The sequence below is a fragment of the Pseudomonas sp. 37 R 15 genome, assembly GCF_900004865.1.
Lineage (GTDB): Bacteria > Pseudomonadota > Gammaproteobacteria > Pseudomonadales > Pseudomonadaceae > Aquipseudomonas > Aquipseudomonas fluorescens_AM.
The window spans coordinates 62,804-83,953 of record NZ_CVTV01000010.1; the positions used below are offsets into that span (position 1 = coordinate 62,804).

Genomic DNA, 21,150 nt, shown 5'->3' on the forward strand with positions numbered 1-21,150 from the left:
AGAGGTCATGCCTTGGGCAAGTGCTGCTGGCCTTTCACCGCATCGAAAAAACGCTCGCACAAATAGCTGCGCTTGGACGGGTCGACTTGAGCGTCGATCAGTACCGGTCTGTCCATGTTCAAGGCTTCTTCCAGGTGCTGGCGCAGTTCGCGGCCCGTGGTGGCGGTGAACGCCTGGACTTGCAGGAATTGCCCGGCTGCCGAGAAGCTCATGGGCATCTGTTCGGTCAGCGCGATATCTGCCGCATCCGAGGAAAGCGAGGCCCAGCGTTGGTTGTTGAGCACAATCACGATAGGACTCAGGCCGAATTTGGCGGCTCGCATCAGCTCGTTGCCGGTCATATGAAACGCACCATCGCCCACCAGCACGATAGGCCGCTTGCCTGTACCCAATTGGTAGCCCATGGCGCCCGGCACGGCGATCCCCATGCTCATGTACAGCGGCGAGGTCAGAACGTCGGCAGGGAACATGCCCAGGGACATGAAGAACACGTCGCCGCAGTCGACCACCAGCTGGGTATCCGGTTGGGTGACGAAATGACGGTTGAGCTCGTTGATGATGTCGAAGGGCGTCAACGGGCTTTCTTCTGAGGGGTAGAGGCTGGCCGGCGTCGGTACGATGAAGTCCTTTTGCGTCTCGGTCAGTGGTGCCAGCGGTGTCTTGGCGTTGTGGATCACATCGCTGAAGGCAATCAGGAACTCGGCGGTGGAGGCGTTGAAGTGCTGACGCCCGACGCTGATCTTGCCGTCATCGGCGTGGATCAAGCGGCCCTTGGCGATATGACTGGCGATGCCCATGTTGACGTCAGAGTTGGGTTCGCCGATGAGCATCAGTACATCGCATTTGGCCAACAGCTCACGGGTAACCCGAGAGGGTGACGCAGGCCCGGCATAGATGCCGCGGTAGTTGGGGTGCGAAACGGGGATGCCGCCTCGGGACATCGGCGTGGCCACCCACGGCATGGCCAGGCGCTCGCAGACGCGCATGGCCAGGTCCGTCAGCCCGCGCCGCTTGAGATCAAGGCCGGGCACGAACACCGGATCCCGGGCTTTGCGCACCAGCGCGTAAGCCAGCTCCGCGGCCTGGCGAGCGGCCTGGCTATAGCGTGTCGAGGGTTCCAACGGCACTCGACGGGCAGGGCTGTAGCGCACCCGCGCCTGGAACAGGTCTCGGGGAATTTCGATATACACCGGCCTGGAGTGAAGCACCGCCAAGGCCACGGCTTCGCGCAGTTGCTCCAGCACCTGGTGCGGGTCCGTCACACAGACCTGGTGCACCGTAATCTCCTTCATGATGCGATATTGGGTCTGGTGATCCACGATCGTGTGGTGCAGGAATAACGGCGCCTGGCGCTCACGGGTACCTGGAGAGCCGGAAAACACCAGCAACGGCACGCGCTCTACATAGGCTTGGGCAATGGCGTTGGTGGCGTTCAGCACGCCGACGCCGTAGGTGAAGCACACGGCGCCGGGCACCCCTTTGCCGACGGCATAACCCAACGCCGCCAGTGTGGTGCCGTACTCATGGGACATCGTCCTGAGTGCGAGCCCCGGCGTGGTCAACAGCTCACGCGACAGCTGCATGGTGAAGTCACCGGGAATGCAAAACAGGTCATCGATCCCGCTTTCTACCAACACGCGACCCACCAGGTCGCCCAGACTGACCTCCTCGGAGGTCAGGTTGATGTGCGTGGAGGGGAGGTTGGTCATCGTTGGGCTCCCTGATACACCGCCGCCAGTAACTCCTCATCCAGGTAGTTATCGAAGGAGTAGGCCAATGGCGCGAGGGGGAAGGCCTGGAGGAATTCCTTGATCTGTTGCGCGACCTTGGCCGGTTCGGTTTTCTTGAAGTACAGGTCGGCGATGAAGCGTGCGACCACTTCGAAATCTTTTTCTTTCATGCCACGGCGTGTCATCGCCTGAACACCCAGGCGGATGCCATGCACGCCCGGTTTGCCGGGAATTTCGATATTGGTGGAACGAATGCCGCCGGCATGCAGGCTGTTGACGCACAGGTCCAGGGCTTTTTGCAGATCACCCACGGCAAAGTGCACTTGGTGGGTCTGGGTGAAACCGAACGACTCACCGGTCACATCCAGCCCCAACTCATGCAGGTGACGGGCCAGAGTCTTGGCATTACTGACGATCTGCGCGGCATAGTCCCGACCGAAGAGTTCCATCTCCTTGAATGCCACCCACATTGGCGGCAGTTGTTCGGCGTGGCAGTTGCTCTGCAAATGCGGGCAGACCCATAGCGAGGTGTCTACCAGCAGGGGATGCTGAGCCGACTTGAAGCCGATATAGCCTTTTTGCGGGCCGGGGATCGTCTTGTGCGTGTTGCCATGGACGATGTCGGCGCCACAACTGAGGGGAGAATCGAACACGCCCCCCATGATCAGGCCGCCGTCGTGGCTCATGTCATACGTCAGGGTGCAGGAGTCGGGCAGCACGCTGCGGATCTCGGCCAGCGGCTGCCAGCGCAGCTTGAATGATTGATCGAGAATGACGATACGGATATGCGGGTTGCGCCGGACCATCTCATCGAGTTTGGCGACGTCAATCAGCAGGCTGGTCGGGTTCACCGGCAGGTGGAAAATCTCGATCCCCATTTTCTGCGCCAGGCTCTCCAGCGCAAAGTGGCCGCCGTCGCGGTGAGCAAAATGGACAAAGCCTTCACCCGGTTTGCACGCCGCGAGCATCAGAGCCTGCTCGGCTGTCGAGCCGCCGTTCGGGCGCCAGTCGAAGGCCTGCGCACCAATCAGTGTTTTACCCAGGTCACGCACTTGATCGGCGATGGCATTCATGTGACCCGGTTCCGGGAAATGCCACTCGCCTGCGGGTACTTCAAAGGGAAACGAGCAATGGTAGAACGCACCGGCTGTAGAGCCGGATGTCAGGCGCACCAGGGCGCTGGGATAGTTTTCGTTCGCCGTGAGGCTCAGGCTGTCCTCACGGTACTGGTGGTCCTTGCCCAGGGTTGAGCTCAACCAATCGACGATCTGGGCGGTTTGTTGTTTGACATTGCTCATTGGGTTTTCTCTGCGCTTGAGGTGAAGGCGGATGGGCTGGCTTCGTAAAGCGACTCGCGGGGGCCGCCAATCACGTCGTATTCGATCTGGCAGGCTTCATCGATGATCAGCCCGTAGAGTTGCTCGATCAGGGATTCGCGGATGTGGTGCCGGCGACCCCTGGCCTTGCAACGCTCGACGACCTGGACCACGCGGTTGGGCTGCATGACGGCGGTCTGGTGATCTTTTTTGCTTTGCGCTACCTCTCGAATGAGGCTCAGGCGCTGGCCGAGCAAGTCCACCAGCTGATCGTCGATGTGGTCGATACGTTGGCGGTAGTCGGCCAGGCTTTCAGGTGCCCCTTCAATCGCTTTGGGCGCCTGGTCAAGCTGCTCAAACAGGTGGCGACTGGTATTTTCGAGCCCCGGATTCAGTGGCTTCAGCGCGTTCCTCAGCATCGCCATCGACACGTGGTAATCCAGGCGTGAGCCGCTATTGACCCTGTCATCAAGCTTGCCCAGCTGCGCCAGCATGCGACTGCGTATTTCCTGGGAGTAGGGGTTGTTCGACTGGATTTCCCAGTACACATCGGGATGGTTTTTAGTCATGCGCGCCAGCAGCGCGAGCATGACCTTGAAGGGGGGCGGGGCCAGTTCGAACAAGTTCTCCAGAGGGGCGGCGGACTCCGCCAGCGTCAAACCCATTCCCATGACCAACGCGTGGCCAAGGGTCTGCAGGTATGCCATCGTCCGATCATGCTCGCTGGCGGTCATCTGGAAAACATTCGCTGGCCAGCTGTGCAACCACTCGACAAGCCGGGCCACTGCGTCGCCGTCGCCGTCGCGGTAGGTCACCACGGCCACAGGCCTGCCGGCAGGATCCAGGTCGCCGGAAAACATCGGGTTGATGCCGACCATGGGTTGCGCTACATCCAGCGTCGCGACGAAGTCGGCGAATTCGCTCTTGATCGACAGGGTGTCGACGATCAGGCAATCGGAGCGTAAAGAGGGCAACAGCTGCGGCAGCGCTTCGCTCAGGACGTTCTGGGCCAACGCCAACACGAGGATTTGAGCATCACCCAGTCGCTGCTTTATTTCATTGCCGGGACGCAAGACATCGCCCTGGATAACCGTGTGGGGCTGCGCCGATTGATCATCGACGGCAATATCAATACCGGTGACGCTGTACCCGGCAATGCTCAGTTGATTGGCCAGTAGCTGGCCGATTGAGCCGAGTATGCCGACGACAACGGCATGGCGATGCGGGGAGGAAAGGCTCATACCGATGTACTCCTCAATTGTGTGACGGCCTCGACAACACCGCTGGCCTTGACCATGGTCTCGATGTATTCGCCCAGCGGGTCAGAGAGCGAGGTAATTGCGCCGCCGACGCCGAAGCGGGCGACCTGGGCGTCGACGGTGATGGAGCGAATCATGATGTTGAGATCGCAGGCGCCGCCCAGGCCAAACCAGCCGAGCGAGCCGGAATAGGCGCCACGTGGGCCCTCTTCGAGGCGGTCGATGATTTCCATCGTGCGTTTCTTCGGCGCGCCGGTCATCGAGCCACCCGGAAACGTCGCCCGTACACAGTCAACCGCGCTGAGTGATGGTTTGAGCTGCCCGCTGATGGTCGAGACCAGCTGGTGCACGTGGGAGTAGGTTTCGACCGCAAACAGCGCTGGCACCCTTACCGAACCAATGGTGCAGACCTGCCCCAGGTCGTTGCGCAACAGGTCGACGATCATCAGGTTTTCTGCCCGGTCTTTTTCGTCACCGCGCATCTGTTCGATCAGTTCCTGATCTTCCTCGGCGCACCGCCCGCGCGGCCGGGTGCCTTTGATCGGCTTGGCTTCCACTTGGTGGTGACGGTCGATTTTCAGAAAGCGTTCCGGTGACGAACTGATGATCTGAAAGTCGGGGATCGAAAAATAACCGGCGTGAGGAGCGGGCGTCAGCTCGCGCATTACGCAATAAAGGTCGAAGGATGAGTCGGCGAACGCAAACTCGATCAAGTTGGTCAGGCAGACCTCATAGGTCTCACCGTCAATGATCTCGCGCTGGGCCTCGTTGATCTTGTCGATGTAGCGCTGCTTGGAGTGCCGTATGCAGGCGTGCTCTTGTATCCACGCCTCAACCTGAGGCAGTGACAGCTTGCGTTGACGACTGACAGGCTCCGCCACCTGGGGTTGCTCGCGCAGTCGCGCCTGGACCTGATCGAACCACTGCGCCGCATCCTGCCGGTCTTCGTCATGTTCAACCAGGTACAGCAGGTAACAGCGCTGCTCGGCGTGGTCGAAAGCAATCATCCGGGTTGCCAGGATGAATGCTGCATCGTGTGAGTGGGATGCGTAAGCCTGAGCGCCGAGGGTTTCGCACTTGAGTTCGTAGCCCAGCAGGCCGACGTACCCGAGGTTGAAGTCAAATGGCAGCCACTGCGGCTGCTCGCAGTGGTAATGGTTGAGGCGCGCGGCCATCAACTCAAGAAAGTCCGACGTCGGCTCCCGGGTAACGCCGTCGCTGCGCTCAACGCGCACGCTGCGGGAGGAGGTGTCGTAGGTGATCGTTTCAGCAAGGCGGCCATGGGAATCGCCCATAAAGGAGAAACGCGAAAAACCTGGTTTCACCACGCTGCTTTCGAGAAAGAAATGACGCGGCGAAGCAAGAAACTCGCTGCGAAATACACGCAATGGATCGGGGTTGTAATCAAGCGCTCTGACTTCGACATCAAAGGTCGTCATTGCCCACTCCTGATAGTTGTGATGCCGGCATCCGGCAGGTTTAGCGGGGTAGACGCTCGAGCTTGTGCCGATGCGCGATGTCTCGAAAGTTGCGCAGCAGGTCGAGCCCGGAGTCGGTACAGATGGATTCGGGATGGAACTGGATGCCGTAGAGCGGTCGTTCGGTATGGCGGATACCGTGGATCATGCCGTTTTCATCCCAGGCGCTGAGTTCGAAGGGCCCCTTGAGCGCCTTCACCACGAGGGAGTGATAACGAACCACCGGCATATCCACGGGCAGGCCTTTGAACACGCCTTCATTGTTGTGGCGTATATGCCTGACCCTGCCGTGCATGGGTTCCGGCGCATGGTCCACATCCATGCCATGCACGTGCGCCATGCACTGATGCCCGAGGCAAACCCCCAGCAGAGGCACATGCGCGTCGCGGATCATGTCTTCACTGATCCCCACGTCTTGCCGGCGCTTGGGTGTGCCCGGGCCTGGAGATACGATGATGCAGTCGTAGCGGCCCAAGTCGATATCGTGGGGCGACGCATCATTGGTAAAGACATCAGGTTCTTCCCCCGTTACTTGCCCCATATATTGATAGAGGTTGTAGGTGAAAGAATCGAAGTTATCGATGATCAAAGTCTTGAACATAGGGCCGGCTCTCGTTTCTTAACGCTCAAGTCGTGACATAGTTGCGATCTGAAAAAGCATCTTTAACGCTGTCCAGTTCTAATACGCCGATCTGGTCGAGCAGTCGGTAGATACGTTGCAATATCGATTTTTTCATGCGGGCCTGATCCGTCGAGAAGTGCGGATCGGATTCATGAATCACTTGTTCTGCCTGCGCCTCGGTCAAACCGCAATGAGCGAGTATCTTGCGTTCGAAACCACGGCTGAGATCGGCCCCGAGAAAATCATCCAGGTAGGCCGGTAGCATTAAACCGAAGTGTTCTTGTGTTGCGCGAGGCAGTTGTCGCCAGCGCTCTTTCATCAAGTCCGCGAAAAATCGAGAATGGCGGCCTTCATCGCGTACATGGTCCATCATCAATGTGGTAAACGACTGGGCCAGTTCCCGCTCACGGCCCAAGTTGGCAACTTCATCGGTCAAGACGTTCTCGGCGAGTGTCACGGCCAACAGTTGGAAGTCCATGCGCATACTTTCCGGCAGGCTGGCATAGGCGCGCGCGGTGGCATCAAGTTTGCGATTGGTTTGCGGCACTTCCAGGGGTTCAATGGCGCTCTTTTTCTTCATCTGAATGATGTAGTCAAGCGCAACATGAGCATGGTAGCCCTCGTCAACGATTACCGTCAGCGCCTGCAGTTTGGCTGCATCACTGATGTCTTTAATATTGTTATGAAGCATGTCCAGACAGCACTGGATGACGAATTTTGTTTCGAGTAAGCCGACGCCGTACAAAAACTGATAAGCCGCCTGGGTCAAGATATACGAGCGTACCTGCGGGCCCAGCTCCAGCACCAAGGGGTGCTCGCAGATAGAGCAGCGCGCCACTGGATAAATAAGCTGTTCGCTGCTGTAGTCGGGCACGAGAATGCGTGGGGTTGAGCGTACGGTCGCCTTGGCGTACCAGGTGTCGGTAATTTTATTGAGCAATTGAGATTCAGGCATGACGGCCCTCCAGGGGTTGAGACACGAGGCGCGAACAGCGTCGCGGTCGACGGTGGTGTGTCTGTCAGCTAATAAAAAAGGGGTGAATCACGCGACTGTTATCCACGATGCGAAAATCTTCTTTCCGTCGGAGTGCGTGACTTTTCCGGCACGGCTGGCATGAATGCCGACATTGCGCAGCAACCGTTCAACGCCCAGGGGCGACACCGTAATTAACTTGTTTGCGCCCTGGCCGGCGGCGCTCGCCAGGGTTTCGCGCATCAAGTCGATGGCGATATCGGAAGAAAACTGAGACGCCGCTTTTTTATTTCGCACGTCGAAATCCATTGCGGCGAAGCGCGACAATTCCAGGACAGTTTCCGAATTCGGCGGTGTTTCGCCGCTTAACAACTCGGGAAACACTTCGCTCAATAAATAGGGGCGGGTGGTGCTGAGTAACCGGGCAGTGCCGATGATGTGATCATCGTCATTCCGAGCAACCACATAGACGGTGTCGTCACGATCGAATTGATCGTATTCGAGACCGTCGGTGCAATTCAGCTTCCAACCCAGGTGTTCAACGAACACTTTGTGACGATAGTGTCCTATCGCGGTCATTACAGCGGGCGGCAATGTGGATGATGTTCCGGTAATGAAGTGCACTTTTTATCACCTGGCGAGAGTCTGCCGGGCAATTAGATATAAAAATGGGTCACGGGCCACCTACCATAAATCGTAGGTTGCCCGACTGGGCACCGCGTGCTAGTTTCGTCCATGCCATGATTCTGGCACTCGACAGCGCTATATTATTGACGCGCTGAGTATTCGATCACTCATTCACACAAGTAAACCGAGCATGGCCGCACGCACGACGGCAGCGGTTTTATTGCAGGTTTTTAGCTTGAGAATGGCATTTTTAATATGAAAGTCTATGGTGTTTTTAGACACGGTAAGAATGTCTGAAATCTCGCCTGCTGATTTTCCATCGGCGGTCCATTTGAGTACTTCCAATTCACGAAACGTCAGGTTGGGGTCTTGTTCTTTTCGATGACGATGGGTGATGGCTCTCGACAGCGACGAATGAGCAATGGACACCAGCCAGACAAGTTTGCTTTGAATATCCGCCAGTTCTGATGGGCTCAGTGGCTGTGCGCACCTCGACACGCTGAGCATACCGCCGGCGCCAATCAGATCGATGTGCGACTGCGACCAGCCTACTTTAATGCCATAAGCATTTGCCTCCTCCCACAGTTCAGGGGCGAGACTGAAACTTGACGCACTCCAGACCAGTGGATCCTGCGTGCGACGCCCATGCAGGACCGCAGGATCACTCTTGACGTAGTGAGCCGCGCTGTAGCGGGCTCTCCAGGCATCAGGGTAGTTGTCGAGAATAATTACCTTGGGGGCGGTCAGTGGCAAAGGCAGTTGCAGGCCATAAGCGCAGTGGTCAAAGCCGAGTTGCTGCGCAGTGGCGGTAATTTTTTTGAAAATACTTTGTTCACATATGTCGAACTCGAAAATGTTCCACATATCGCCTTTCCATGTATTCATCAGACCTCCTTGTCTCTCTGCCTCAACGGCAAGTCACGTTTCAGGGACTGTGCCCGGCTCCGCGTTACCTGATGAAGGTGCCGGGAGCGGCGTCCCATCCTTATTTTTTCAGCAGCGCCTGAATGAAGCAGATCTGACCTGGCATTCATGCAGCCTTGAAATGTTTAGAAACATCGCGGCGAAGATACTATCAACGGGCTGTGGGCACTAGTGAAACTATAGAGTCAGGCAAGTGACGCGGCCGGCGTAGGCTCACGTGTGTTTGTGGCCGACGGGCAGGCCTGCGTGCGCCAGATTAGGCTTTTGAATCCATTCGATATTCTGTAGCCTTGCGCAGCTTCAGCTTTACCCGTGCTTGATGAACACACACTTCGTCCGGCGGCGCCCGAAGGGCTCCAGAGCCGGTGGTACACTCGACTTTCGCGCTACTGCGCCTGCAGGTCTTGCGAACATGACCCATATTTCCGAACGCCTACTGGTTCAAGCCCATCTGGACGCCAAGCAGCCCAAGGCCCTCAGCGCCGATGAAGAGGCGAGCCTGCGGGCTGCCATTGCCGCCGAGCTCAAAGCGCAAGACGCGGTGCTGGTCGCCCACTTCTACTGCGACCCGGTGATTCAGGCCCTGGCCGAAGAGACCGGCGGCTGTGTGTCCGACTCCCTGGAAATGGCGCGCTTCGGCGCCGCTCATCCGGCCAGGACCGTGCTGGTGGCCGGGGTGCGGTTCATGGGCGAAACCGCGAAAATCCTTACCCCTGAAAAACGTATCCTGATGCCGACCCTGGAAGCCACCTGCTCCCTGGACCTGGGGTGCCCGGTGGATGAGTTCTCCGCGTTCTGTGACCAGCACCCCGAGCGCACGGTGGTGGTCTACGCCAATACCTCGGCGGCAGTCAAAGCCCGTGCCGATTGGGTGGTGACGTCCAGTTGCGCGCTGGAGATCGTCGAAAGCCTGATGGACAACGGCGAGACGATTATCTGGGGACCGGACAAACACCTGGGCACTTACATCCAGCGTCAGACCGGCGCCGACATGCTGCTGTGGGACGGTGCCTGCATCGTCCACGAAGAGTTCAAATCCAAGCAGCTCGAAGACATGAAGGCGCTGTATCCGGAGGCCGCAATCCTGGTCCACCCGGAATCGCCGACTTCGGTGATCGAACTGGCGGACGCCGTCGGTTCCACCAGCCAGTTGATTGCGGCGGCGCAGCGCCTGCCGAACAAGACGTTCATCGTCGCCACCGACCGCGGCATCTTCTACAAGATGCAGCAGCTGTGCCCGGACAAGGTCTTCATCGAAGCACCTACCGCCGGTAACGGTGCCGCGTGCCGCAGCTGCGCGCATTGCCCGTGGATGGCGATGAATACGCTGGAGCGTACATTGCAGTGCTTGCGCGAGGGCACTAACGAGGTATTCGTCGAGCCCTCGGTGATCCCGCAGGCGGTGCGGCCGCTCAAGCGCATGCTCGACTTCACCCAGGCTGCACGCCTCAAGCTCGCCGGCAACGCCTGACACAAGGCTGCCCGGGTAAAAACTGTGGGAGGGGGCTTGCTCCCGATAGCGGTGGATCAGTCAATATATCGGGTGACTGGCACACCGCCATCGGGGGCAAGCCCCCTCCCACATTTGGATGTGCGCTATCTTGTGGTTACTTCTTTTGCTTGGGGATACGCACCAGTTGCGTGTTCGAATAGATGTCATGCCAACTACGCTTTTGCTTGTCGAACAGCGACCAGATAAACCCCAGCCCCACGCACAACCACGACGCAATCGACACCACAAAGCGCAACAGTGCCTGCCACAGGCTGATACGCGTGCCGTCGGCGTTTTGCACGCGCACGCCCCATACCTGCATGCCCAGGGTTTGCCCGGAATGGGTCCAGAACTTGGCGAAGAAACCGAACAGCACAAACAGCAGAATCGTCGACAGCAGCGGGTCACCGTCCAGTGCGCCGGATTCGGTAAGTGTGCGCATCTTCGCCTCACCCACAAAGGCGATCCACACCAGCTTGTAGATAAACGCGGTGACGATCAGCAGCGCGGTGCACAACAGGAAATCATAGAACATCGCTGCCAGGCGGCGGCCCAGGCCAACAGCGGGGAACTCGCCTTGGGGGCGCAACAGGGGGGTGGACATGGCAGGGCTCTCGGCTGAAAACGTGCAGTTTACGCAATGGCGCCCATAAAAAAGCCCCTGATGTCATATCAGGGGCTTTTTGTCGCAGGAAGGATCAGCCTTCTGCTTGGACTTCGTCAGCCTGCAGGCCTTTTTGGCCCTGCACTGACACGAAGGTAACCTTTTGGCCTTCCTTCAGGCTTTTGAAGCCGTTGCCCTGGATAGCGCGGAAATGCACGAACAGATCCGGACCGCTTTCTGGAGTGATAAAACCAAAGCCTTTTTCGTCATTGAACCACTTGACGGTACCGCTCTGACGTGTCGACATTTCTTCTTTCCTTTGACGCTAAAAATTAATGACAGCCTCTTTCACATGAAAGAGTACTGGGCTGGGTTGCAGGAAAGTAAGAGACGTCGAACGGGTTGTAGCACAACTACTTCAGCTACTGCCCAGGTCCAGGTTCCAAGCGACCCATGCAAACACAGTGGGCAAACTCTACGCCAACTAATATGAAAAAAACAAGCCCTGCCAGAAAGCCCGATTTTGCTCGGGTTGATGACAATTGGGTGAATAAAGTGGCGCCAGCTTATTCGATAGGCGTGCTCACTTGTTATAGGGCATGCCCTATAACAATGACTATCGCTTGTGCACTGTTATATGGCGGCTGCGTTACAGTTTAGTGCACGTAACGCAACCGCGTTACTTATGGAAACGCTCCATCAGCCACGGAAGTAACGTTGCGGGACAAATGGCATTTTACTTACACGTAATGGCACCTTTTTCCCACGCACCAGCGCAGACACTTCGGTATCCAGTGCGGCAAATGCGTTGTCCAGGTAACCCATCGCCAGCGGTCCGCCCAAGGTTGGACCAAAACCACCGCTGCACACGCTGCCGATCACCGTACCCTGTGCGTCGACGATTTCCGCGCCTTCACGCACCGGAGTGCGTTCCTGGGGCAACAAGCCTACGCGTTTGCGGCTCACGCCGGTTTGCTGCTGGGTGAAGATCCGGTCTGCACCGGGGAAGCCGCCGGCACGCGCGCCATCGGCACGGCGCGCCTTGGAGATCGCCCATAGCAAGCTGGCTTCGATTGGCGTGGTCTCGGTATTCATGTCATGACCGTACAGGCACAGGCCGGCCTCCAGGCGCAGCGAGTCGCGAGCGCCCAGGCCGATCGCCTGCACTTCGACTTCGGCCAGCAGGCTGCGGGCCAGGCGCTCGGCATTTTCGGCCGGTACGGAAATTTCGAAGCCGTCTTCACCGGTGTAGCCGGAGCGGCTGACGTAGCAGTCCACACCCAGCAAGCGCAGGGAGGCAAACTGCATGAAGGTCATTTTGGTAACGTGCGGTGCCAGGCGCGCCAGCACCTTCACCGCCGCCGGGCCTTGCAGGGCCAGCAGCGCGCGTTCTTCGAACAGCGGCTCGATGCTGCACTGGTCGCCGATGTGTTGACGCAGGTGCGCCAGGTCCTGGTCTTTGCAGGCGGCATTGACCACCAGGAACAGTTCGTCGTTGCCCAGGTTGGCCACCATCAGGTCGTCGAGGATGCCGCCCTGCTCGTTGGTGAACATTGCGTAGCGCTGCATGCCCACCGGCAGGTCAATAATGTCGACCGGCACCAGGGTTTCCAGGGCCTTGGCGGCATTGGCGCCGGTCAGGCGGATCTGGCCCATGTGCGACACATCGAACAAGCCGGCCTGTTCACGGGTGTGCAGGTGCTCTTTCATCACGCCCAGCGGGTATTGCACCGGCATGTCGTAGCCGGCGAAGGGCACCATGCGCGCGCCCAGTTCAAGGTGCAGGGCGTGCAACGGGGTTTTCAACAGGGTTTCGGTGGACATGTTCAGCTCCTGAAAAACGTGCTGGCGCGCTTGTAGGCGTCAGCACTCGATAATGTTGACTGCCAAACCGCCACGGGCGGTTTCCTTGTATTTGCTTTTCATGTCGGCGCCGGTCTGGCGCATGGTGCGGATCACTTTGTCGAGGGAAACAAAGTGCTGCCCATCGCCGCGCAAGGCCATGCGCACAGCGTTGATCGCCTTGACCGAGCCCATCGCATTGCGCTCGATGCACGGCACCTGCACCAGCCCGCCGATGGGGTCGCAGGTCAGGCCAAGGTTGTGTTCCATGCCGATCTCGGCGGCGTTTTCCACTTGTGACACGCTGCCGCCCAACACTTCGCAGAGTGCGCCGGCGGCCATGGAACAGGCCACGCCGACCTCGCCCTGGCAACCGACTTCGGCGCCGGAGATCGAGGCGTTTTCCTTGTACAGAATGCCAATGGCAGCGGCGGTGAGCAGGAAGCGCACCACGCCGTCTTCGTTGGCGCCGGGGATAAAGCGCATGTAGTAATGCAGCACGGCCGGAATGATCCCGGCCGCACCGTTGGTGGGCGCGGTGACGACACGCCCGCCGTTGGCGTTTTCTTCGTTGACCGCCAGCGCATACAGGTTGACCCAGTCAAGTACCGACAGTGGGTCGCGCAGCGCCGATTCCGGGTGCTTGCACAGTTGACGATGCAGGGCCGCGGCACGACGCTTGACCTTCAAGCCGCCCGGCAAAATCCCTTCGTTGCGACAACCCGCATCCACGCAGTCCTGCATGACCTGCCAGATATTCAGCAGGCCGGCGCGGGTTTGCGCTTCCGGGCGCCAGGCGCTTTCATTGGTCAGCATCACCTGGCTGATGGACAGCCCGTAAGTGCTGCAATGGCCGAGCAAGTCCTTGGCATGTTTGAACGGGAAGGTCAGGGGCGTGGCGTCTTCGACAATGCGGTCGGCACCGGCGGCATCTTCATCCACTACAAAGCCGCCGCCGACCGAGTAGTACTCGCGGCTGCGGACCTGGATACCGGCCGTATCGAAGGCACGAAAGATCATGCCGTTGGGATGGTAGGCGAGGGGTTTGCGAATCATCGCCAGGTGTTCTTTCTCGTTGAACGCAATGCTGTGTTCGCCGAGCAGGTTGAGGCGGCCGTCGCTGCGCATCTGCGCCAGGCGTGAGGCCAGGGTTTCGGTGTTCACGGTGTCCGGGTGTTCGCCTTCCAGGCCCAGCAACACGGCCTTGTCGCTGCCGTGGCCTTTGCCGGTGGCGCCGAGGGAGCCATAGAGTTCCACCTTGATGCGGTGGGTGGCATTGAGCAGCGCATCACGCTTGAGGCCTTCGACGAAGCGCGCGGCGGCGCGCATCGGGCCGACGGTGTGGGAGCTGGAGGGGCCGATGCCGATTTTGAACAGGTCGAACACGCTTAAAGACATGAGTTGTTCTCCGGTTTCTTATTATTGAGGTGGTCAAAAGGTGGGAGGGGGCTTGCCCCCGCTGACGGAGTGTCAGTTGATAGATAGAGTGGCTGACACACCGCTATCGGGGGCAAGCCCCCTCCCACATTTTTTGACCGCGTTCAGCCAGACAGGTTACGCGTAGCTCTCGATAGACGGGCACGCACACACCAGGTTGCGATCGCCAAACACGTTGTCGACCCGGCCCACCGGCGGCCAGTACTTGCCTTCGATCAGCGAAACAACCGGGTAGACCGCCTGTTCGCGACTGTAAGGGTGGCTCCATTCGCCCACCAGTTCCGCTGCGGTATGCGGGGCGTTCTTGAGCGGGTTGTCGTCCTTGTCCAGGGTGCCGTTTTCCACGGCGCGAATCTCTTCGCGAATGGCGATCATGGCATCGCAGAAGCGGTCCAGTTCTTCCCTGGATTCACTTTCGGTCGGCTCGATCATCAAGGTGCCTGCCACCGGGAACGACATGGTCGGCGCATGGAAGCCGAAGTCGATCAGGCGCTTGGCCACGTCGTCCACGCTGATGCCGCTGCTGTCCTTGAGCGGGCGCAGATCGAGGATGCACTCGTGCGCGACCAGGCCGTTGCTGCCGGTGTACAGCACCGGGTAATGCTCTTCCAGGCGACGGGAGATGTAGTTGGCATTCAGGATTGCCAATTGCGAAGCGCGCTTGAGGCCCGCGCCGCCCATCATGCTGATGTACATCCAGGTGATCGGCAAAATGCTGGCGCTGCCGAACGGTGCGGCGCAGACCGCGCCTTCCTTGCGCTCCATGGCCGCGTGGCCTGGCAGGAATGGCGTGAGGTGCGACTTGACGCCAATCGGGCCAACGCCCGGGCCGCCACCGCCGTGGGGGATGCAGAAGGTTTTGTGCAGGTTCAGGTGGGAGACATCGCCGCCGAACTTGCCCGGTGCGCACAGGCCCACCATCGCGTTCATGTTGGCGCCGTCGATGTACACCTGGCCGCCGTTGTCGTGGATGATCGCGCAGATGTCGCGGATGCCTTCCTCGAACACACCGTGGGTGGACGGGTAGGTGATCATCAGCGCGGCGAGGTGCTCGCGGTGCTCGATGGCCTTGGCGCGCAGGTCCTCGATGTCGACGTTGCCACGTGCGTCGCAGGCGGTGACCACCACGCGCATACCGGCCATGTTGGCGGTCGCGGGGTTGGTGCCGTGGGCCGACGACGGGATCAGGCAGATGTCGCGACGCGCTTCGCCACGGCTCTGGTGGTAGGCGCGGATCGCCAGGAGGCCGGCGTATTCACCCTGGGAACCGGCGTTCGGTTGCAGGGAAATGGCGTCGTAACCGGTGGCCGCGCAGAGCATGGCCTCCAGTTCGGTGGTCAGTTGCTGATAGCCGGCGCTTTGTGCGGCCGGGGCGAACGGGTGCAGGGCACCGAATTCGGCCCAGGTCACCGGGATCATTTCGCTGGCGGCGTTGAGCTTCATGGTGCATGAACCCAGCGGGATCATGGTGCGGTCCAGCGCCAGGTCCTTGTCGGCCAGCTTGCGCAGGTAGCGCATCAGCTCGGTTTCCGAATGATAACGGTTGAACACCGGGTGGCTGAGGATCGGCGACTGGCGCAACAGGGCGGTCGGCAGGGTACTTTCGGTCGCGGCGAAGGCGGGCAGGGCCTTGCCGTCGGCGAAGATGTTCCACAGGGCTTCGATATCGGCCTGGGTGGTGGTCTCGTCGACCGACAGGCCGACACGTTCGGCGTCCACCACGCGCAGGTTGATGCGCTGGGCACGGGCCTTGTCGTGCAGGGCGGCGGTGTTGGCACCGGTGTTGAGGGTGATCGTGTCGAAGAAGTTTTCCTGCTCGACTTTCAGGCCCAGGGCGGTCAGGCCCCTGGCCAGGATCGCGGTCAACTGGTGCACGCGCTGGGCGATGCGGGTCAGGCCTTCAGGGCCGTGGTAAACGGCGTACATGCTGGCGATGTTGGCCAGCAGCACCTGGGCGGTGCAGATGTTGCTGGTGGCTTTCTCGCGGCGGATATGTTGCTCGCGGGTCTGCATGGCCAGGCGCAGGGCCGGCTTGCCGAAACGGTCCACCGACACCCCGACCAGACGGCCCGGCATGTCGCGCTTGAACGCATCCCTGGTAGAGAAGTACGCCGCATGCGGGCCACCAAAGCCCAGCGGCACACCGAAGCGCTGCGCACTGCCGATGGCCACGTCGGCGCCGAATTCGCCCGGCGGGGTCAGCAGGGTCAGGGCCAGCAGGTCGGCGGCCACGGCAACCAGCGCATGGGCAGCGTGGAAGCGTTCGGTCAGCTCGCGATAATCGAATACGTCACCGTTGCTCGCCGGGTATTGCAGCAGGGCGCCGAAAAATGCGCTGACGTCGCTCAGTTCGCGCTCATCGCCCACTACCACATCGATGCCCAGTGGCTCGGCGCGGGTGCGCAGGACGTCGAGGGTTTGCGGGTGGCTGTGTACCGAGGCGAAGAACGCGTTGCTGCCTTTGTTCTTGCTCAGGCGCTTGCAGAAGGTCATGGCTTCGGCGGCGGCGGTGGCTTCGTCGAGCAGGGAGGCGTTGGCGATCGGCAGGCCGGTGAGGTCGCTGATCAGGGTCTGGAAGTTCAGCAGCGCTTCCAGGCGACCCTGGGAAATCTCGGGCTGGTAAGGGGTGTAGGCGGTGTACCAGGCCGGGTTTTCCAGGAGGTTACGCAGGATCGGCGACGGCGTATGGCAGTTGTAGTAGCCCTGGCCGATATAGGTTTTGAACAATTGATTGCGGCCGGCAATCGCCTTGATCCTGGCCAGGGCCTGGGCTTCGCTCAGGCCGTCTTCCAGGCCGAGCACGCTGGTGCCCTTGATGCTTTCCGGGATCACGCTGGCGCTCAGGGCTTCGAGGGAATCAAAACCCAGGCTGGCGAGCATGTGCTGCTCGTCTTCCTGGCGCGGCCCGATGTGGCGGGCGATGAATTCGTTGGCGGTGGTCAGATTAACGGTCATGGCGCGCTCCTCAGGCTTCAGCGTTGGCTTTGATCAGGCGGTCGTACGCATCCTGATCCAACAGCTTAGCCACTGCACTGGCATCGGTCGGTTTGAAACGGAAGAACCAGCCGTCGCCCATCGGGTCTTCGTTGACCAGTTCGGGGCTGCCATCGAGCTTGTCGTTGACTTCGAGAACTTCACCGTCCAACGGCATGTACACGCCGCTGGCGGCCTTGACCGACTCCACGGTGGACGCTTCAGCGCCCTTGTCGTAGGCCTGCAGCTCAGGCAGTTGCACGAAAACCACATCACCCAGCGCGTTCTGCGCAAAAGCGGTAATGCCCACGGTGACGCTGCCATCGGCTTCGGCGCGCAGCCATTCGTGATCTTCAGTGAAACGCAACTCGCTCATGGAAACTCCTCAGGGCCAGATTCGTCTGGTGGACGGGATTGGAATAATGGGGAGTTACTTAGCAATATCGCGGCCAATGTTATTAAAGTGTTACAAAACAATGGGTTATTGAAATTATCGAGCGGGCCAGGTCTTTCAGCTGTAGCGATTTCGCTACAGTTGAGCGTTGGAAAAAAAGGCTATGTGGATCAAAGCCTTGCATGGCGCGCAAAAAGCAGGGTTGTAGCGATATCGTTACGCTGTAGCGCTTTCAGTACATGGGATGTCGTTCTCAGACCAAAACCTGGAAATGCATTTCAAATGTGGGAGGGGGCTTGCCCCCGATAGCGGTGGGTCAGTGAGAGATAAGTTGGCTGACACAGCGCAATCGGGGGCAAGCCCCCTCCCACATTGGTTTTGTATTTGAGCTAGAGCTTGTTGGGAATGCCGTACTTGCGCAGGCGATGGGCGATCGCGGTATGGGAGGTTTGCAGCCGGCTGGCCAGTTGGCGGGTCGAAGGGTAGCTGGTGTAGAGCTTTTCCAGCAGGTCGCGTTCGAAGTCTTCCACCGCTTGTTCCAGGCTGTCGATTTCGCCATCGCTCTGGCGGGCGACGGACGTGCCGGCGATGTCCAGGTCGCCGATGTCCACCAGGCTGCTCTCACAGATGGCGGCGGCGCGGAAGATCACGTTTTGCAACTGACGCACGTTGCCCGGCCAACGGTTGCTCAGCAGCGCCGGGTAAGTACCGGGCGCCAGGCGGCAGACGGGGCGCTGGATCTGCGCGCAGGCCTGCTGCATGAAGTAGCGCGCCAGCAACAGGATGTCCTGGCCACGCGCGCGCAACGGCGGTACTTCAACGTTGAGTACGTTGAGGCGGTAGAACAGGTCTTCGCGAAAGGTGCCTTCGCTGACCATCTTTTCCAGGTCGCGGTGGGTGGCGCTGAGGATGCGCACATTGACCTTCACTTCGCGGTCGCCGCCCACCCGGCGAAAGCTGCCGTCGTTGAGAAAACGCAGCAACTTGGCCTGCAGGTACGGCGACATTTCGCCGATCTCATCGAGGAACACCGTGCCCTGGTTGGCCAGTTCCATCAACCCCGGCTTGCCGCCGCGCTGGGCGCCGGTAAAGGCACCGGGGGCGTATCCGAACAATTCACTCTCGGCCAGATTCTCCGGCAGTGCGGCACAGTTCAGCGCCAGGAACGGTGCACTGTGACGGGCGCTGTTCGCATGACAAGCGCGTGCGACCAGCTCTTTGCCGGTGCCGGTTTCGCCCTGGATCAACAGCGGGGCATCCAGCGCGGCCACTCGTTGCGCGCGCGCCTTCAAGGTGCGGATGACCGGGGACTCGCCCAACAGCGCGTCGAAACCTTCGGCATGGTCGTGGTGCAGCGCCGACAGTTGCTCGCCGATGCGGTTGGGCGGGTAGAGAGTGAGCAGGGCGCCGGCATCGGTGATCGGCGTGGCGTCCAGCAACAGGGTCTGGCCGTTGACGCTGATCTCGCGCAGCGGCAGGCGAAAGCCTTGTTCCAGCAAGGTGTCCAGCAGCCCAGGGTCGTTGAACAGCTGGGCGATGCTTTCCCCGGCCGGTTCGCGGCCGTACAGGGCGATCAACGCCGGGTTGGCCAACAGGATCGTGCCCGCGCTGTCCAGGGCCAGCACCGGGTCGGTCATGGCCGCCAGCAGCGCGTCGAGTTGCAGGTGGCGGCGCTGGCCGGGGAGGATGTCGACCACCGTCACCGCCTGTACACCGTGCACGCTGAACAACGCATCGCGCAGTTCCTCGAGCACCTCGGCGCTCAAGGTCGGTGCGTCGATGTAGACGTTGGGCGGCACCATCTCCACCGCATCCAGGTTGAGATTGCGCCCACCCAGCAGGGCCAGGACTTCCTGGGTGATGCCGACGCGGTCGATGAAGCTGACGTGGATACGCATGGGGCGATTGGCAATTCTGGAGAGCAGAGGCGGCAAGTATGCCTTGGAGCGGGGCGCAGGTGAAATCTGACACCTGATGGCGATCAAATGTGGGAGGGGGCTTGTCCCCGATGCGGTGTGTCAGCTACAGATTCGTTGGCTGATCCACCGCCATCGGGGGCAAGCCCCCTCCCACATTTTGCACAGTGTTGTGTCAGTGCAGTTGGGTTACTCCAGGTGTTCGGGTTTGACCGGATCGCCGGATTTCACATCCAGTTGATGGCGCACATCTTCGAACATCAAGTCGTACTGCTTGTGCATCGACCCGTTCAGCACGGCCATTTTCGGCATGCCGTATTTCTGCGCGATGTTCATCGCATGCCGGGCAAAGTCGAATGCCTGGTCCTTGGGCAGAAAAAATTCTTCCTTGAGGTCCTTGCCCTGCACCGAACCGTGCAGCTTGAACAACATACCCTTGCCTTCCTTGGGGTCCTGGCTGACTTCATAGTCGATGCACAGGTTGTAGCTGTAGTCATGCTCGTTGAGTGCGTGACGTTCGACGTGCAAGTGTCCCGGTTCAAAGGTAGCCATAGGCAAATCTCCTCTACTTCACAGATACGTGATGCCAGGTGTCGCCGTGCTGATGCGCGTGCCGGCGTGGCCCTGGACGATGGCTTCGATGTCCGAGAGTGAACCGATCACTGCGGTTTTGCCAGTCTGGCGGGCGAACTCGCAGGCCGCTTGGACCTTGGGCCCCATGGAACCGGCGGCGAAGCCCAGTTGCTCCATGGCGTCCGGATGGGCCTGGCCGATGGCCTTCTGGGTGGGCTTGCCGAAGTCGACGAATGCCGCGTTGACGTCGGTGGCGATTACCAGCAGGTCGGCGTCCAACTGCGCGGCCAACAAGGATGAACACAGGTCTTTGTCGATCACCGCTTCAATGCCTTTGAGCTTGCCATCTTCGCCATACATCGTCGGGATACCGCCGCCGCCGGCGCAGATCACAATGGCCTTTTTCTCCAGCAGCCATTTGATCGGGCGGATTTCGAAGATGCGTTTCGGGCGTGGGCTGGCCACGACACGGCGGTATTTGTCGCCATCCGGGGCAATGACCCAGCCTTTTTCAGCGGCGAGCTTTTCCGCTTCGGCCTTGGCGTACACCGGGCCGATGGGTTTGGTGGGGTTCTGGAAGGCCGGGTCGTTGGCGTCCACCTCAACCTGGGTGAGCAGGGTGGCGAAAGGCACTTCGAAGTCCAGCAGGTTGCCCAGCTCCTGTTCGATGATGTAGCCGATCATGCCTTCGGTTTCGGCGCCCAGCACGTCCAGCGGATAAGGCGAAACGCTGGTGTAGGCCGCCGCCTGCAGCGACAGCAGGCCGACCTGCGGGCCGTTGCCGTGGGCGATCACCAGCTCGTTGCCGGCATGGATCTTGGCGATCTGTTCGGTGGCGATGCGGATATTGGCGCGTTGGTTGTCCGCGGTCATGGGTTCACCACGGCGCAAGAGGGCGTTGCCGCCCAGGGCTACGACGATGCGCATAAAGAATGTCCTTCTGAAATCCATCGTTGTGAACACAGGACACGTGTGGGAGGGGGCTTGCCC

General features: G+C 59.9%; 18 protein-coding genes. 1 reads left to right on the forward strand and 17 read right to left on the reverse strand.

Annotated features, from left to right (window positions below; translation table 11 throughout):
• Positions 1-5 precede the first annotated feature (5 nt).
• The 8 genes from BFQ04_RS02000 to BFQ04_RS02030 all read right to left on the reverse strand — a co-directional run bounded on the left by BFQ04_RS02000 (position 6) and on the right by BFQ04_RS02030 (position 8,890).
• Complete coding sequence (locus tag BFQ04_RS02000) at positions 6-1,709, reverse strand: thiamine pyrophosphate-binding protein (protein WP_065949344.1); 1,704 nt, start codon at positions 1,707-1,709, stop codon at positions 6-8.
• Positions 1,706-3,028, reverse strand: coding sequence for a hypothetical protein (locus BFQ04_RS02005; protein WP_065949345.1), 1,323 nt, complete (start codon positions 3,026-3,028; stop codon positions 1,706-1,708). The genes BFQ04_RS02000 and BFQ04_RS02005 overlap by 4 nt, the downstream gene beginning before the upstream one ends.
• Positions 3,025-4,287 carry a chorismate mutase gene (locus tag BFQ04_RS02010; RefSeq protein ID WP_065949346.1) on the reverse strand — a complete coding sequence of 421 codons (1,263 nt, stop codon included), beginning with the start codon at positions 4,285-4,287 and terminating at the stop codon, positions 3,025-3,027. The genes BFQ04_RS02005 and BFQ04_RS02010 overlap by 4 nt, the downstream gene beginning before the upstream one ends.
• Positions 4,284-5,744: an aminodeoxychorismate synthase component I gene (gene pabB / locus BFQ04_RS02015; protein ID WP_083217904.1), complete on the reverse strand. Its 1,461-nt coding sequence runs from the start codon at positions 5,742-5,744 to the stop codon at positions 4,284-4,286. Before pabB ends, BFQ04_RS02010 begins: the two co-directional genes overlap by 4 nt.
• A 40-nt stretch (positions 5,745-5,784) precedes the next feature.
• The gene (locus BFQ04_RS28190) at positions 5,785-6,384 is read right to left on the reverse strand and encodes an anthranilate synthase component II (RefSeq protein WP_083216665.1); all 600 of its coding nucleotides are present in this window, start codon (positions 6,382-6,384) and stop codon (positions 5,785-5,787) included.
• Positions 6,385-6,409: 25 nt separating this feature from the next.
• The gene (locus BFQ04_RS02020; RefSeq protein ID WP_065949347.1) at positions 6,410-7,360 is read right to left on the reverse strand and encodes a diiron oxygenase; all 951 of its coding nucleotides are present in this window, start codon (positions 7,358-7,360) and stop codon (positions 6,410-6,412) included.
• Positions 7,361-7,447: 87 nt separating this feature from the next.
• Positions 7,448-8,002: an acyl-homoserine-lactone synthase gene (locus BFQ04_RS02025; RefSeq protein ID WP_232790547.1), complete on the reverse strand. Its 555-nt coding sequence runs from the start codon at positions 8,000-8,002 to the stop codon at positions 7,448-7,450.
• Between the two features lie 174 nt (positions 8,003-8,176).
• Positions 8,177-8,890, reverse strand: coding sequence for an autoinducer binding domain-containing protein (locus BFQ04_RS02030; RefSeq protein WP_065949349.1), 714 nt, complete (start codon positions 8,888-8,890; stop codon positions 8,177-8,179).
• Positions 8,891-9,341: 451 nt separating this feature from the next.
• Here BFQ04_RS02030 and nadA point away from each other — a divergent pair, with 451 nt between their 5' ends.
• On the forward strand, positions 9,342-10,400 hold the full coding sequence (gene nadA / locus BFQ04_RS02035) for a quinolinate synthase NadA (RefSeq protein WP_065949350.1): 1,059 nt from the start codon (positions 9,342-9,344) through the stop codon (positions 10,398-10,400).
• 136 nt (positions 10,401-10,536) lie between these two features.
• On the opposite strand, the gene BFQ04_RS02040 is transcribed toward nadA, so the two are convergent.
• From BFQ04_RS02040 to arcC, 9 genes are all read right to left on the reverse strand, one after another.
• Positions 10,537-11,025, reverse strand: coding sequence for an RDD family protein (locus tag BFQ04_RS02040; protein ID WP_065949351.1), 489 nt, complete (start codon positions 11,023-11,025; stop codon positions 10,537-10,539).
• Positions 11,026-11,119: 94 nt separating this feature from the next.
• Positions 11,120-11,332, reverse strand: coding sequence for a cold-shock protein (locus BFQ04_RS02045; protein WP_065949352.1), 213 nt, complete (start codon positions 11,330-11,332; stop codon positions 11,120-11,122).
• 392 nt (positions 11,333-11,724) lie between these two features.
• Positions 11,725-12,849 (reverse strand): glycine cleavage system aminomethyltransferase GcvT, encoded by a 1,125-nt coding sequence (gene gcvT, locus BFQ04_RS02050; RefSeq protein ID WP_065949353.1) that lies wholly within the window; start codon positions 12,847-12,849, stop codon positions 11,725-11,727.
• Between the two features lie 39 nt (positions 12,850-12,888).
• Positions 12,889-14,265, reverse strand: coding sequence for an L-serine ammonia-lyase (locus BFQ04_RS02055; protein WP_065949354.1), 1,377 nt, complete (start codon positions 14,263-14,265; stop codon positions 12,889-12,891).
• A 156-nt stretch (positions 14,266-14,421) separates the two neighbouring features.
• Positions 14,422-17,259 carry an aminomethyl-transferring glycine dehydrogenase gene (gene gcvP, locus BFQ04_RS02060; RefSeq protein ID WP_065949355.1) on the reverse strand — a complete coding sequence of 946 codons (2,838 nt, stop codon included), beginning with the start codon at positions 17,257-17,259 and terminating at the stop codon, positions 14,422-14,424.
• A gap of 10 nt (positions 17,260-17,269) precedes the next feature.
• A complete protein-coding gene (gene gcvH, locus BFQ04_RS02065; RefSeq protein ID WP_065949356.1) occupies positions 17,270-17,653 on the reverse strand; it encodes a glycine cleavage system protein GcvH in 384 nt (127 codons plus the stop codon).
• A 407-nt stretch (positions 17,654-18,060) separates the two neighbouring features.
• The gene (locus BFQ04_RS02070; protein ID WP_065949357.1) at positions 18,061-19,569 is read right to left on the reverse strand and encodes a sigma-54-dependent transcriptional regulator; all 1,509 of its coding nucleotides are present in this window, start codon (positions 19,567-19,569) and stop codon (positions 18,061-18,063) included.
• Positions 19,570-19,776: 207 nt separating this feature from the next.
• Positions 19,777-20,139 (reverse strand): DUF5064 family protein, encoded by a 363-nt coding sequence (locus BFQ04_RS02075; protein WP_065895065.1) that lies wholly within the window; start codon positions 20,137-20,139, stop codon positions 19,777-19,779.
• Positions 20,140-20,157: 18 nt separating this feature from the next.
• Positions 20,158-21,087 carry a carbamate kinase gene (gene arcC / locus BFQ04_RS02080; protein WP_065949358.1) on the reverse strand — a complete coding sequence of 310 codons (930 nt, stop codon included), beginning with the start codon at positions 21,085-21,087 and terminating at the stop codon, positions 20,158-20,160.
• Between the last annotated feature and the right edge of the window lie 63 nt (positions 21,088-21,150).

Excerpts from the sequence above, each read along its gene's own strand:
- BFQ04_RS02000 (WP_065949344.1), bottom strand. The coding sequence starts at position 1,709 with ATGACCAACCTCCCCTCCACGCACATCAACCTGACCTCCGAGGAGGTC.
- BFQ04_RS02020 (WP_065949347.1), bottom strand. The coding sequence starts at position 7,360 with ATGCCTGAATCTCAATTGCTCAATAAAATTACCGACACCTGGTACGCC.
- BFQ04_RS02045 (WP_065949352.1), bottom strand. The coding sequence starts at position 11,332 with ATGTCGACACGTCAGAGCGGTACCGTCAAGTGGTTCAATGACGAAAAA.
- BFQ04_RS02030 (WP_065949349.1), bottom strand. The coding sequence starts at position 8,890 with ATGAATACATGGAAAGGCGATATGTGGAACATTTTCGAGTTCGACATA.
- pabB (WP_083217904.1), bottom strand. The coding sequence starts at position 5,744 with ATGACGACCTTTGATGTCGAAGTCAGAGCGCTTGATTACAACCCCGAT.
- BFQ04_RS02040 (WP_065949351.1), bottom strand. The coding sequence starts at position 11,025 with ATGTCCACCCCCCTGTTGCGCCCCCAAGGCGAGTTCCCCGCTGTTGGC.
- BFQ04_RS02005 (WP_065949345.1), bottom strand. The coding sequence starts at position 3,028 with ATGAGCAATGTCAAACAACAAACCGCCCAGATCGTCGATTGGTTGAGC.
- gcvT (WP_065949353.1), bottom strand. The coding sequence starts at position 12,849 with ATGTCCACCGAAACCCTGTTGAAAACCCCGTTGCACGCCCTGCACCTT.
- BFQ04_RS02055 (WP_065949354.1), bottom strand. The coding sequence starts at position 14,265 with ATGTCTTTAAGCGTGTTCGACCTGTTCAAAATCGGCATCGGCCCCTCC.
- BFQ04_RS02075 (WP_065895065.1), bottom strand. The coding sequence starts at position 20,139 with ATGGCTACCTTTGAACCGGGACACTTGCACGTCGAACGTCACGCACTC.
- BFQ04_RS02010 (WP_065949346.1), bottom strand. The coding sequence starts at position 4,287 with ATGAGCCTTTCCTCCCCGCATCGCCATGCCGTTGTCGTCGGCATACTC.
- BFQ04_RS28190 (WP_083216665.1), bottom strand. The coding sequence starts at position 6,384 with ATGTTCAAGACTTTGATCATCGATAACTTCGATTCTTTCACCTACAAC.
- BFQ04_RS02070 (WP_065949357.1), bottom strand. The coding sequence starts at position 19,569 with ATGCGTATCCACGTCAGCTTCATCGACCGCGTCGGCATCACCCAGGAA.
- arcC (WP_065949358.1), bottom strand. The coding sequence starts at position 21,087 with ATGCGCATCGTCGTAGCCCTGGGCGGCAACGCCCTCTTGCGCCGTGGT.
- nadA (WP_065949350.1), top strand. The coding sequence starts at position 9,342 with ATGACCCATATTTCCGAACGCCTACTGGTTCAAGCCCATCTGGACGCC.
- gcvP (WP_065949355.1), bottom strand. The coding sequence starts at position 17,259 with ATGACCGTTAATCTGACCACCGCCAACGAATTCATCGCCCGCCACATC.
- gcvH (WP_065949356.1), bottom strand. The coding sequence starts at position 17,653 with ATGAGCGAGTTGCGTTTCACTGAAGATCACGAATGGCTGCGCGCCGAA.